Genomic DNA, 12,907 nt, shown 5'->3' on the forward strand with positions numbered 1-12,907 from the left:
GGGGATCAGCCAAGCACTTCGCTGGCCACCTGATCCACCGCGCTCTTGGTGATGTCGACGATCAGGTCGGCTTCTTCCTCGGTCAAAATCAACGGCGGCGCAAAGCCGAGAATGTCGCCGTGAGGCATCGCCCGGGCAATCATGCCGCGCTCGAGACAGGCCGCCGAAACTTTCGGGCCGACCTTCAAGGCGGCGTCGAACGGCGTGCGCTGCTCGCGATCGGCCATGAACTCGACGGCGGCAAGCATGCCGTCACCGCGCACTTCACCCACCAGCGGATGGCCTTCCAGGGTTTCGCGCAACCGGCGGTTCAGGTAGCTGCCTACTTTCTCGGCGTTGGTGGTGAGGTTTTCCCGCTCCAGAATATCGAGGTTGGCCAAGGCCGCGGCGGCGCAGATCGGGTGACCGGAGTATGTCCAGCCATGGCCCATCGCACCTTGTGATTCAGAGGCTTTTTCGATTACGTCCCATACTTTTTCGCCGACGATCACTGCCGACAACGGTGCATAGGCGCTGGTCAGGCCCTTGGCGGTGGTGATCAAGTCTGGCTGCATGCCGTAACGCTGGCTGCCCATCTTCGAACCCAGCCGACCGAATGCGCACACCACTTCATCGGCGATCAGCAACACGTCGTATTTGTTGAGCACCGCTTGAATCGCCGCCCAATAACCCGCCGGAGGAACGATGATGCCGCCGGTGCCCATCAACGGCTCGCCGATGAACGCGGCCACGGTGTCCGGCCCTTCGGCGAGGATCATTTTCTCCAGTTCGTCGGCGCAATAGCGCACGAACGCCGCTTCATCCATGCCGGCCGGCGCCTTGCGGTACCAGTGCGGGCAAACGGTGTGTTTGACGCCTTCGGCCGGCAGGTCGAAGTGCTGATGAAAAGTCGGCAGGCCGGTGAGGCTGCCGGTCATGATGCCCGAGCCGTGATAACCGCGATCGCGGGAGATGATTTTCTTTTTCTGCGGGCGACCCAATACGTTGTTGTAGTAACGCACCAGTTTGATCTGGGTTTCGTTGGCGTCAGACCCGGACAGACCGTAATAGACCTTTTTCATGCCCTGCGGCGCCCAGTCCATGATGCGGCTGGACAATTCGATGATCGCCTCGGTCGAATGCCCCACATAGGTGTGGTAATACGCCAGCTCCTTGGCCTGCTTGTAGATCGCATCGGCGACTTCGGTACGGCCGTAGCCGATGTTCACGCAGTACAGGCCGGCGAAGGCGTCGATGAAGTCGCGGCCCTCGTGGTCGCGGATGCGAATGCCCGACGCACTCTTGATGATGCGTCCCTTGAGCGCGCCGCTGGCGTGGTCGTGGGCGTGGGTCGAGGGATGCATGAAGTGCGCGCGGTCTTGTTCGAACAGGGTATCGAGTTCTTGGTTCATGACATGTCTCCTTAGAACTGGCCTTGATGGTGCAGGCAAAAGTATTTGGTTTCGACAAAGGCTTCGAAGCCCTCGGTGCCGCCTTCGCGGCCCAGACCCGAGGCTTTCATGCCACCGAACGGAATCGGATGGCCGGTGAACTTGACGCCGTTGACCGCGACCATGGCGTGGTCGAGTCGGCGAATCAGCGGGTAGATCAGGTCCAGGCGATTGGAACAAATGTAGGCGGCCAAACCGTATTCGGTGTCGTTGGCCATTTCGATGGCGTGCTCAAGGGTGTCAAACGGCATCACCCCCGCAATCGGCGCGAAATTCTCTTCGCGGTAGATGCGCATCTGCGGGGTGACATCCGCGAGCACCGTCGGCTGGTAGAACAATCCCCCCAAGGCGTGAGCCTCGCCGCCGACCAAGCGTTGCGCACCGAGTTGAAGGGCGTCAGCCACACGCTCGGCCGTCACCTCGAAAGCGGCCCGGTGCATCAACGGGCCGATGTCGACAGGTTGTTCTTGATCGCCCACCAGGGCCGGACCGACCCGCAGCTCGCGAACCGCAGCGGCAAAGCGCTGGAGGAATTCCGGGTAAATCGAGCGCTGCACCATGATCCGGTTGGCCGCGCAGCAATCCTGACCCGAGGTCTGGAATTTGGCTTCTACGGCGACTTTCACCGCCAGCGCCAGATCGGCATCGGCGCAGACGATGAACGGCGCATTGCCGCCCAGTTCCAGCGAGACTTTCTTCACGTCCTGCGCCGCCGCTTGCAACACCAACTTGCCGACGCGGGTCGAGCCGGTGAAGCTGACCGAACGCACGCGGCTGTCCTGCACCAGGGTTTGCATGGTCATCTGCGGCTCGCCCAGCACCACGTTGAACACGCCCGCCGGGAAGCCCGCCTCCTCCGCCAGTTGCGCCAGCGCCAAAGCTGAAAAAGGCGTTTCATGGGCCGGTTTGATCACCACGGTGCAGCCAGCGGCCAAGGCGGCGGCCGCTTTGCGGGTGATCATGGCCGACGGAAAATTCCACGGTGTCAGCAGTGCACAGACGCCGACCGGCTCCTTGAGAGTGCCCAGATGTGCACCAGGAATGTGGCTGGGAATGTTTTGCCCATAAAGACGCCGTGCTTCCTCGGCGAACCAGGGAATGAAACTCGCAGCGTAAGCGATTTCCCCACGAGACTCGGCTAGCGGCTTGCCTTGTTCCTGACTGAGGATGCGTGCCAGGTCTTCCTGATGCTCAAGGATCAACGCCGCCCAGCGCCGCAAAATCGTCCCACGCGCATCGAGGCTTTGTTCGCGCCAGCCGGCAAAGGCCCGGTGCGCGGCATCGACAGCCGCGACAATCTGCGGCTGATCGAGCATCGGCACGTGGCCGATCAATTTCAGGTCGGCAGGGTTATGCACGGCGACACTGTGACCACTGTCGCTGTGGACCCAATGCCCATCGACGTAACACAGTGCCTTGAACAGCAGCGGATGTTTGTATGTCATGGCGGTTACTCCAAACCGTGTGCGTGGAACCATGCTAGGGCAGCTCGGCTCGGGTTATTGGGTGTTTGGCGGGGCTTGGCAGGCGGTTTTTTCTGATTGAACAGCGCAAAACCGAAGATTTTGCGGTGAGCCTTAACGAACACTGTTCTTTCAGTCAGACAAGCAGTCATGTGGGAGCGAGCCAGCTCGCGAAAGCGGCGTGTCAGTCAACGTGAGCAAGCCCTCTCCCACACGGATCTGTCGTGTTCAGGGCTCTTGTGCCAGCTCCGCCGGCAAGGCGCCGGCGGTCTTGATGGTCTTGGTCACGATGTAGGTGAAGTAACGCTCGATGCCCAGATCGTCGAGCAGCAGCTGGTCGATAAACCGCTGGTAGTGATCGATGTCCGGCGCCTGGATCATCGCCATGTAATCCACCCCGCCACCGGTGGCGTAACAGAACGCCACTTCAGCCGCCTCGCACATGCGTTGCTCGAACCGGCGCATATCCTGTGCGGTGTGTCGGGCCAGGGTGATTTCGACCAGGACCTGCTGACTTTTGAATACCGCATTCCAGTCAATCTGCGCCCGGTAGCCCTTGATCAACCCAAGCGCTTCCAGTTTGCGCACGCGCTCCCAGGCCGGGGTCACCGATAGATTGATCGCGTCGGCCAGGCTCGACTTGGTGATCCGCCCGTCTTCGGCAAGGATTCGCAGGATTTTCAGGTCGTAGCGATCAAGCTTGTGCATGGGCCGAGGAACTCCTGTGCCATTGGGACCTTGTGGGAGCTGGCTTGCCCGCTCCCACAAGGATTGTGTTACGCCAAAACTTCGGCGATGACTGCCACGGTGTCACCGCACTGCACCAACCCGGGGAAATGCCGCGCCGCCAGCAAACCGCTGCGGGCCGCACGATACTCCACCGGGGCAACACCGCTGCGGGTGGCGTCATAAACCCGGGCAATCACCTCGCCCTTGCTCACGTTGTCACCCAGATCGCGACACATTTCCAGCAAGCCGTCATGTTCGCTGGCAATGAAGCAATCAGCATCCGGCATGTCGAGCATGATCGACGCAGCGGTCTGGACCTCGCCTTCGAGAATCCCGGCATGCACCAGCAGATTGCGCACCCCGCGCTCGGCGATCGCCACACTGCGTGCGCTGGACGAACCACCGCCACCCAGTTCGGTGGTGACGAAAACTTTGCCCTGTCGCTCGGCGGCTGTGTCGTACATCGCCCCCGCATCCAGCTCCAGCATGCGCATGCTGTAGGGGGCATTGAACGCGCGCATGCCGGCTTCGCATCGGGCTTGCTGGTGTTTATCGGGCAGCACATGACTCGCGGCGAACGGCAGGAAATCCAGGGTGCGGCCGCCGGAATGAATGTCCAGCACGATATCGGCCAAAGGCAACAAGGTCCGGTTGAAGTAATCGGCGATTTTCTCGGTCACCGTGCCGTCCGGCTTGCCGGGAAAACTGCGATTCAGGTTGCCCTTGTCGATGGGCGACGTGCGCCGTCCGGCGTGGAACGCCGGGGTATTCATGAACGGGACGATGATCACCCGCCCGCTCACTTCACCAGCCGTCAGGCCCTGCGCCAGTTTGCTCAGCGCAACCGGGCCTTCGTATTCGTCGCCGTGGTTACCGCCGGTCAGCAGCGCCGTCGGTCCCTGACCACGCTGAATCACCGTCAGCGGAATCATCACCGCGCCCCAGGCCGAATCGTCCCGCGAATACGGCAGTTTGAGAAACCCGTGCTGCACGCCTTCGCGGGCGAAATCCACCGTGGCGCTGATCGGGTTATCAGGCAATTCGCTCATGGCTCAATCCTTCACGAACAGTTGGCGTGGCACGTTGCACAACGTTTCGACACCGGTCTCGGTGATCAAAATGCTCTCGGTGATTTCCAGCCCCCAATCGTCCATCCACAGGCCCGGCATGAAGTGGAAGGTCATGCCGGGTTGCAACACGCTGGTGTCGCCGGGACGCAAACTCATGGTGCGCTCGCCCCAATCCGGCGGATAACTGATCCCGATCGGATAACCGCAACGGCTGTCCTTGTGGATGCCGAACTTCTCCAGCACTTTGAAAAACGCGACGGCAATGTCACCCGTGGTGTTTCCTGGCTTGGCCGCTTCGAGCCCGGCGGCGATGCCTTCGACCACGGCTTTTTCGCCGTCGAGGAAATGCTGCGGCGGTTTGCCCAGATAAATGGTGCGCGACAACGGGCAGTGATATCGCTTGTAGCAACCGGCAATTTCGAAGAACGTGCCGGCGCCCTTCTCGAATGGCGTGTCGTCCCAGGTCAGGTGCGGCGCGCTGGCATCGGCGCCGGTCGGCAACAGCGGCACGATGGCCGGGTAATCACCGCCATGACCGTCGGCGCCGAGAATGCCGCTGCTGTAGATCTCGGCCACCAGTTCGTTTTTGCGCATGCCCGGCTCAATGCGTTCAAGGATCCGCGCGTGCATGTTTTCAACGATGCGCGCGGCGATGCGCATGTAGGCGATTTCCTGGGGCGACTTGATCGCCCGCTGCCAGTTCACCAGCCCGACCGCGTCGATCAGCGTGGCCTTTGGCAGGTGTTTCTTCAGCGACAGATAGGCGGCGGCGCTGAAGTAATAGTTGTCCATTTCCACGCCAATGGTCAGCGCGTCCCAGCCGCGAGCGCTGATGACTTCGCGCGACAGGTAATCCATTGGATGGCGTTCCCGGGACTGCACATAAATGTCCGGGTACCCGATGATGTTTTCATGCTGCATGAACACGGTGCGTTTGGCGCCGTTGGCATCTTGCCCGCGCCCGAACCAGACCGGCTCGCCGTCGAGCGCCAGCAACACGCATTGATGGACGTAAAACGACCAACCGTCATAGCCGGTCAGCCAGGCCATGTTCGATGGATCAGTGACCAGCAGCAACTCGATGCCCTGAGCCTGCATGGCCGTTCGAACCCTGGCCAGACGCTGGGCGTATTCCTCCCGTTCGAACGGGAGATTGACGACTATCTGAGACATGCACATGCCCTCTGATAAATGACGCACGGATGAAAAAACGGCTTAGCTGCCGAACTGAAAACCCTTGCCGGCCGAGCGCGCACGCTCGAAGGCCAGATTGGCGATGGCGGTGTCTTGAGCGCCGGTACCGGTGAGGTCACACACGGTGATCTGTGCCGCATCGGTGCGGCCGGGACGTTGCCCGGCCAGCACCTGACCCAACTCGACCAGGCGCGATTCATCGGCCATGACGCCGGCCGCCAAGGCGTGATGCAATTCACCGAGGAGGCGGGTCTGGCTCAAGCGATCAGCCACGTAGAGGTCGGCCTGCGCCAACGCCTGGGGCGAAATTTCGTTTTTGTGTTCGGCGTCGGAGCCCATGGCAGTGATGTGCAGGCCGGGATGCAAATGGCGCGCTTCAATCAAGGGTTCACGACTGGGCGTGCAAGTGATCGCAATGTCCGCGTCGGCCATGGCCTCTTCGATACTCGCGCAAGGCGTCACCGCCAGACCGCTGCTGCGCGCCAGTTCTGCACTGAAGCTGTTTGCCTTGGCGCTGTCACGCGCCCAGACGCGCACCGATTCAATCGGACGCACCAGGCGCAAGGCCTGCAACTGCAGCGCGGCCTGCTCGCCGGCCCCGATCAGCGCAACGTTGCGACTGTCGGGCCGCGACAGGGCCCGCGCCGCCACCGCACCCGCCGCCGCAGTGCGCACGGCCGTCAGGTAACCGTTATCCAGCAACAAGGCCTCCAGCAAACCGGTGCGCGCCGACAACAGCATCATCATGCCGTTGAGGCTCGGCAGGCCGAGTGCCGGGTTATCGAAAAAGCCCGGGCTGACCTTGATCGCAAAACGCTCCAGACCCGGCAGATACGCGGTCTTTACGTCCACTTCGCCGTTGTGCTCCGGGATGTCCAGACGCAGGATCGGCGGCATTGCCACGGCGGCCGTGGCCAGCAGCACAAAGGCTTGCTCGATGGCTTCGATACTCGGCAAATCCAGCGCCACACAGGCGCGCAAATCCGCTTCGCTCAATAAAGTAATGTCACTCATCAACGCAGCGCTCCAATCGGATGGTTATTGTTGTGGGGTTCACGCATCGGCTCCGGCGAGCACGCGTAAATGCTGATCGACATCGACGTTGCGGCCGCTGACCACCACCACGATCGGCCCGCGCGGCTCAATCAAGCCGTCGAGCAACGCGGCAATGCCGACCGCCGCCGCGCCTTCGAGCACCAGACGCTCTTCGCGGTAGGCATGGCGGATGGCATTGGCGATAGAGGCTTCGCTGAGCAAATGCAGGTGGTCGCACAGGTTGCGGGTCATGTTGAAGGTGTAACGATTGTCCAGACCGATGCCGCCGCCGAGCGAATCGGCCAGGGTCGGCAACTCCTCGACTTCGACCGGATGCCCGGCTTCAAGGCTGGCGTGCATCGCCGCGCCGCGCTGCATGCTGATGCCGTGAGTGACGATGTGTGGATTGGCGCTTTTGATCGCCAGTGCCACGCCGGCAAACAGACCGCCGCCGGATAACGGCACCAGCACTTGCGCCACCTCTGGCTGCTGCTCGAGGATTTCCAGCCCGAGGGTGCCTTGCCCCGCGATGATCGCCGGGTGGTCGAAGGGCGGCAGCAATGTTGCGCCCTGCTCGCTGGCAATCCGTTCGGCTTCGCGCTGGGCATCGTCCTGAGAGTGACCGACGATGCACACCTCGGCCCCCAGATCCCGAATGGCCTGCACCTTGTTCGCCGGCACCAGGCGCGACAGGCAAATGGTCGCCCTCACACCTTGCCGGGACGCGGCATACGCCAGCGCCCGACCGTGATTGCCGGTCGAGGCGGCCACCACGCCACGGGCCTTTTGCTCCACATCAAGCTGCGCCACGGCATTGCTGGCGCCACGCAACTTGAAGCTGCCGGTCAGTTGCAGGGATTCGAGCTTGAGAAACACCGCCACACCCAAGCGCTGCGAGAGGCTGGGTGAATACTCCATGGGCGTTCGCCGAACCAACGATTCGATCCGCTGGCGAGCGAGGTAAATATCGTTCAATTGCAGTGCTGACATGACCGCATCCCAACCGAGGTGTTGGGCGCAGTCTAAGAGGGCTGGATTGTCGCGATGAATGTACTAGGGCAATTTACCCGACAAACTTTTCGCGAACTTTTTCTCGCTCAAAAGTCATGGATCTGCGGGTATTGGCCGAAGATCTCGCGCATGCCGATCAACGCAACACGCATTTCTTCATCACTGCATTCGGCGCCCACACAGACCCGCACCGCTCGCGGCCGAGGCGTGCCGCGCACGGTGAACGGGTCAGGTGAAGTGACGGCAATGTGTTTGTGGCGCAATGCCCGGACCAGGCTGTCGATTTCCCAATGGGGCGGAATTCCGATCCAGGCGTTCAAGGCATAGGGGTGCTGGGCGATCAGGTATTCGTCCAGATACTCAGTGACCAGCGCCTGGCGGCCCGCCAGGAGTTTGCGCTGCAGGCCCACCAGGGTGTCGGCGCGACCATCACGAATCCAGCGCGCCGCGATCTCGGACACCATGGGCGTGGCCATCCAGCTGTTGACCCGCAAGATACTCTCGGTGCGCAGCGCCAGCCGCTTGGGCACGACCAGATAACCGATGCGCAAACCGGTGAGCACCGACTTGGTCATGCTGGTGCAATAGAACGACAGCTCCGGCAGGTAATGACTGATCGGCGGCGCGCGTCGCTCATCGAGCAACGGGCCGTACACATCGTCTTCAATGATGTGCACCCCGAAGCGCCGGGCGATCTCGGCGATTTCACGCCGGCGACTATCCGGCATCAGGCTGGTGGTGGGGTTGTTCAGGTTCGGTGTACAGACCAGCGCGGTGATGCGCTCGTTACTGCACATGTCTTCAAAATGCTCGGGGTCAATGCCGTAACGGTCCATCTCCAGGCCTTTGAGGGTAAACCCCAGCACCTGGGAATTGCCGATCACACCGTGGTCGGTGACGCCCTCGCACAGCACCACATCGTCCGGGCCGGCCAAGGAAGCCAGCGCGAGAAAGATGCCGTGGGCCGCGCCGTTGGTGATCAGGATGTCGTCACGCTCGACCCGTAACCCTTGTCGCCCGATCCAGTGCATGGCCGCTTCCCGGTGCGATTCGAACCCGGCAATCGGACGAAAAGCATGAATCCACGGCTGATCCTCTTCGGTGCTGAGTTCGCGGCAGGTCTCGCGCCAGAATTGGTCATGCTCACGGGTGTGCATGATCCGGGTGATGGAAAAATCCACCAGGGCCCGCTCGGGGCTGTCGAGAATATAGGTGGCGACCCGATCGCTCATGCGTCGCGACACAAAGCTGCCGCGCCCGACTTCGCAACGCACCAGACCCTGGCGCTCCAGCTCCTTATAGGCGTTGGTGACCGTCTGCACGCTGATGCCCATCGCATCGGCGACGTGCCGTTGCGGCGGCAGGCGCTGATCGTTGGCCAACACGCCTTGCTCGATGTCGTCGGCGATGGCCTGCACCAGGATCTTGTATTTGGACTCACCGCTGCGGGCGACGTCCAATGCTGCTTTCCACTTATCCATCGGCGCTAAAACCCGCGTAGGTGCCAGTGCGCACAGCATCCCGCGAGAATACATGCAAAGCAATTGTCCTAGTGCAATGCCACGATGCCCGAGGCTTTTGTATGCTCGGTTCAAGGTCGATGCCCGGGCACGTTTCAAGCCCCTACAACAAAACCAATCGACCTGTATCGGAACTGCGTCCCGCGTCATGGATCAGTCCTTATACGTTTTGCTCTTGTCACACTGCCTCCTACCACAGAGCCGTCACAGACGGGTCCACAAGAAACAGGAGATTTTATCGATGAGCAATTTCCCCACCCGCACCCCCCATGTTTTGCGTCGTCTGTTCGTGGCGTGTGCCTTGTTCGGCCTGGCTGCCAGCGCCCACGCCGCCAATACGCTGGAAACCGTCAAACAGAACAGCAGCATTCGCATCGGTTACGCCAACGAAACCCCTTTCGCCTATACCGAAACCGACGGCAAGGTTACCGGCGAATCGCCGGAAATCGCCAAAGCGATCTTCGAGAAGATGGGCATCAAGAAAGTCGACGGTGTGTTGACCGAATGGGGCTCCTTGATCCCGGGACTGCGCGCGGGGCGATTCGACGTGATTGCCGCCGGCATGTACATCACCCCGGCTCGTTGCAAGCAGGTGCTGTTTACTGATCCGCAGTACCAGCTGCCGGATGCCCTGCTCACGGCCAAAGGCAACCCGAAGAACCTGCACAGCTATGAAGACATCGCCAAGAACCCTGATGTGAAGCTGGCGATCATGGCCGGCACGGTGAACCTGGCCTATGCGCGTGACTCCGGCGTGAAGGATGCGCAAATCCTTCAGGTGCCGGACACCACCGCGCAGCTGCAAGCCGTGCGCGCCGGCCGTGCCGACGCGGCAGTGGGCACGCAACTGACCATGAAAGGCCTGGCCGCCAAGGGCGGCGAGAAAGTCGAAGCCGTCACTGAGTTCAAGGACGATCCGTCGCACATCGGCTACGGCGCCCTCGCCTTCCGCCCGGAAGACAAGGACCTGCGTGATGCGGTCAACGCCGAGATGAAAAAGTGGCTGGGCTCCGAAGAGCACCTCAAGGCGGTCGCCCCTTTCGGCTTCGACAAATCCAACGTGACAAGCAAAACGGCTGCCGAGCTCTGCGCTCAATAGTCGAAACAGGCATGGCGCCACGGCGCGATGCCTATTTCCCCTGCTTACTCCGGATGGCCAGGTTGAATCATGGGTGAATTACTTCCGCTGTTGATACAAGGCGCCTGGGTAACCCTCCAGGTGACATTCTTCGGCTCGCTGCTGGCGATTGTCGCCGCCATTCTGGCGGCACTCGGGCGCATGTCGCCATGGCGGGCACTGCGCTGGTTTTCGATTGCTTACATTGAAGTGTTCCGCGGCACGTCGTTGCTGGTGCAATTGTTCTGGCTGTTTTTTGTGCTGCCGTTGCCGCCGTTCAATATTGAGCTGAGCCCCTACAGCGTGGCCATTGTCGGCCTCGGCCTGCACATCGGCGCTTACGGCGCCGAGGTGATGCGCGGCGCGATCAGCTCGGTCGCCAAAGGTCAGTACGAAGCGTCAACGGCGCTGAACTTCAGCGGCTACAAACGCTTTCGGCGGATCATCCTGCCGCAGGCCTTACTCGCGGCCATCCCACCCGGCACCAACCTGCTGATCGAATTGCTGAAAAACACCTCGCTGGTGTCGCTGATCACGTTGTCGGACCTGAGCTTTCGTGCCCGGCAACTCGATCAGGCAACCTTCCAGACCCTGGAAATCTTCAGCCTGGCGCTGGTGATCTACTTCGTCCTGGCGCAAGCCATCAATATCGGCATGCGCCAGATAGAGCGGCGTCTGGCTCGCGGGCGGATGCGTGGAGGTCTGTCATGACACTGTTCGACTGGACCTACGCCTGGCAAATCCTCCCCGATTTGCTGCGCGCTTCGCTCAACACCGTGGGGATTACCCTGATCGGTTTCCTGATCGCCATTGTCCTGGGGCTGTTCCTGGCGATTGGCCGACGCAGCCGCAGAGTCTGGTTGTCGTGGCCGGCAACCGGGGTGATCGAGTTCATCCGCAGCACGCCGCTGCTGATCCAGGTGTATTTCCTCTACTACGTGCTGCCCAATTACGGCGTCAGCATGACGGCCATGCAAGTCGGGATTCTCGGCATCGGCCTGCATTACGCCTGCTACATCGCCGAGGTGTATCGCGGCGGCCTCGACGCCGTGCCGCGAGCGCAATGGGAAGCGGTCACGGCGCTGAACATCGCGCCCTATAGCGCCTACCGCAACATCATCTTGCCCCAGGCCCTGCGGCCGATCCTGCCGCCATTGGGCAACTACCTGGTGGCGATGCTCAAGGACACACCGGTGCTGTCGGCGATTACCGTGGTGGAAATCATGCAACAGGCCAAAAACATCGGTTCCGAGAACTTCCGCTACCTGGAGCCGATCACCATGGTCGGTCTGTTTTTCCTCGCCCTGAGCATCGCCTTGGCTTATCTGGTACGGCGCCTTGAAGTGCGCCTGGAGCTACGCTAATGACTTCTCCACTCTCGACACCTACCGACCTTTCCCGGCGCAGCCATCCGTCACCGCTGCATCCGCAGGAGGCCACGGCCATGCATGAACCCAATCCGGTCAAGCCGATTGTCAGCTTCCAGGACGTCACCAAGAGTTACGGCAATTTCACCGTACTCGACCACCTGAACCTGGACGTTACGCCAGGGGAGAAAGTCGCGATCATCGGCCCCAGTGGCTCGGGCAAATCCACGCTGCTGCGGGTGTTGATGACGCTTGAGGGCATCGATGACGGACTGATCCGCATCGAGGATGACCTGCTGACCCACATGCCTAACCGCAATGGCGTGCTGGTACCGGCCAATGATCGGCATATCCGTCGCGTTCGCGGCAAGATCGGCATGGTGTTCCAGAGCTTCAACCTGTTCCCGCACATGACGGCGCTGCAAAACGTCATCGAAGCGCCGGTGCAGGTGCTCGGCATGAAACCGGCCGAAGCGCGGGAACGGGCGGCAGATTTGCTGGAACTGGTCGGGCTGGGCAGCAAACTGGGGCACTACCCTTCGCAACTGTCGGGCGGGCAGCAACAACGGGTCGCGATTGCCCGGGCATTGGCGATGCGGCCCAAGGTCATGCTGTTTGACGAAGTCACCTCGGCGCTCGACCCGGAATTGTGCGGCGAAGTGCTCAACGTGATCCGCAAACTCGGTGCCGAGCACAACCTGACCATGCTGATGGTCACACACCAGATGGGGTTTGCCCGGGAGTTCGCTGATCGCGTGTGCTTCTTCTACAAGGGCCAGATCCATGAACAAGGCACGCCGCAGCAGATCTTCGAGCACCCGCAACAGGAACGTACTTGCGCGTTTCTCAGCGCGGTAAAAGAAGCCAACTAGGAAAGTCGCGACAGGCCAAAACCAAATGTGGGAGCGAGCCTGCTCGCGAAGGCGGCGTGTCAGCCCAACCTGATTGTTGTCTGACACGCCGCCTTCGCG

General features: G+C 61.3%; 12 protein-coding genes. 4 read left to right on the plus strand and 8 right to left on the minus strand.

Annotation, left to right across the window (positions count from 1 at the left end; all coding sequences use genetic code 11):
- Positions 1-5 precede the first annotated feature (5 nt).
- From QMX98_RS08160 to QMX98_RS08195, 8 genes are all read right to left on the minus strand, one after another.
- Positions 6-1,391 carry an aspartate aminotransferase family protein gene (locus QMX98_RS08160; protein ID WP_010458170.1) on the minus strand — a complete coding sequence of 462 codons (1,386 nt, stop codon included), beginning with the start codon at positions 1,389-1,391 and terminating at the stop codon, positions 6-8.
- An 11-nt stretch (positions 1,392-1,402) separates the two neighbouring features.
- Positions 1,403-2,875 (minus strand): NAD-dependent succinate-semialdehyde dehydrogenase, encoded by a 1,473-nt coding sequence (locus QMX98_RS08165; RefSeq protein ID WP_010458172.1) that lies wholly within the window; start codon positions 2,873-2,875, stop codon positions 1,403-1,405.
- A 246-nt stretch (positions 2,876-3,121) separates the two neighbouring features.
- Positions 3,122-3,601 carry an Lrp/AsnC family transcriptional regulator gene (locus QMX98_RS08170; protein ID WP_083375771.1) on the minus strand — a complete coding sequence of 160 codons (480 nt, stop codon included), beginning with the start codon at positions 3,599-3,601 and terminating at the stop codon, positions 3,122-3,124.
- A gap of 68 nt (positions 3,602-3,669) precedes the next feature.
- Positions 3,670-4,671 carry a N(2)-acetyl-L-2,4-diaminobutanoate deacetylase DoeB gene (gene doeB, locus QMX98_RS08175; RefSeq protein WP_083375770.1) on the minus strand — a complete coding sequence of 334 codons (1,002 nt, stop codon included), beginning with the start codon at positions 4,669-4,671 and terminating at the stop codon, positions 3,670-3,672.
- A 3-nt stretch (positions 4,672-4,674) separates the two neighbouring features.
- Positions 4,675-5,865 carry an ectoine hydrolase DoeA gene (doeA, locus tag QMX98_RS08180; protein ID WP_200666992.1) on the minus strand — a complete coding sequence of 397 codons (1,191 nt, stop codon included), beginning with the start codon at positions 5,863-5,865 and terminating at the stop codon, positions 4,675-4,677.
- Positions 5,866-5,907: 42 nt separating this feature from the next.
- Entirely contained in the window at positions 5,908-6,900 is a 993-nt protein-coding gene (locus QMX98_RS08185) for a cyclodeaminase (RefSeq protein WP_154912450.1), read from the minus strand.
- 39 nt (positions 6,901-6,939) lie between these two features.
- Entirely contained in the window at positions 6,940-7,911 is a 972-nt protein-coding gene (gene eutB, locus QMX98_RS08190) for a hydroxyectoine utilization dehydratase EutB (protein ID WP_010458182.1), read from the minus strand.
- Positions 7,912-8,018: 107 nt separating this feature from the next.
- On the minus strand, positions 8,019-9,413 hold the full coding sequence (locus QMX98_RS08195) for a PLP-dependent aminotransferase family protein (protein ID WP_042932568.1): 1,395 nt from the start codon (positions 9,411-9,413) through the stop codon (positions 8,019-8,021).
- Positions 9,414-9,693: 280 nt separating this feature from the next.
- On the opposite strand from QMX98_RS08195, the gene ehuB reads away from it, so the two are divergent.
- The 4 genes from ehuB (at position 9,694) to ehuA (ending at position 12,808) form a co-directional block, all read left to right on the plus strand.
- Positions 9,694-10,551 (plus strand): ectoine/hydroxyectoine ABC transporter substrate-binding protein EhuB, encoded by an 858-nt coding sequence (ehuB, locus tag QMX98_RS08200; protein ID WP_010458186.1) that lies wholly within the window; start codon positions 9,694-9,696, stop codon positions 10,549-10,551.
- A gap of 69 nt (positions 10,552-10,620) precedes the next feature.
- Entirely contained in the window at positions 10,621-11,280 is a 660-nt protein-coding gene (ehuC, locus tag QMX98_RS08205; RefSeq protein WP_010458187.1) for an ectoine/hydroxyectoine ABC transporter permease subunit EhuC, read from the plus strand.
- Positions 11,277-11,933, plus strand: a complete 657-nt coding sequence (gene ehuD / locus QMX98_RS08210; protein ID WP_010458188.1) for an ectoine/hydroxyectoine ABC transporter permease subunit EhuD — start codon at positions 11,277-11,279, stop codon at positions 11,931-11,933. The genes ehuC and ehuD overlap by 4 nt, the downstream gene beginning before the upstream one ends.
- Before the next feature lie 80 nt (positions 11,934-12,013).
- A complete protein-coding gene (ehuA, locus tag QMX98_RS08215) occupies positions 12,014-12,808 on the plus strand; it encodes an ectoine/hydroxyectoine ABC transporter ATP-binding protein EhuA (protein ID WP_010458189.1) in 795 nt (264 codons plus the stop codon).
- Positions 12,809-12,907 lie beyond the last annotated feature (99 nt).

The organism is Pseudomonas sp. PS02303 (genome assembly GCF_029959925.1).
In the GTDB taxonomy this organism is placed as follows: domain Bacteria; phylum Pseudomonadota; class Gammaproteobacteria; order Pseudomonadales; family Pseudomonadaceae; genus Aquipseudomonas; species Aquipseudomonas mandelii.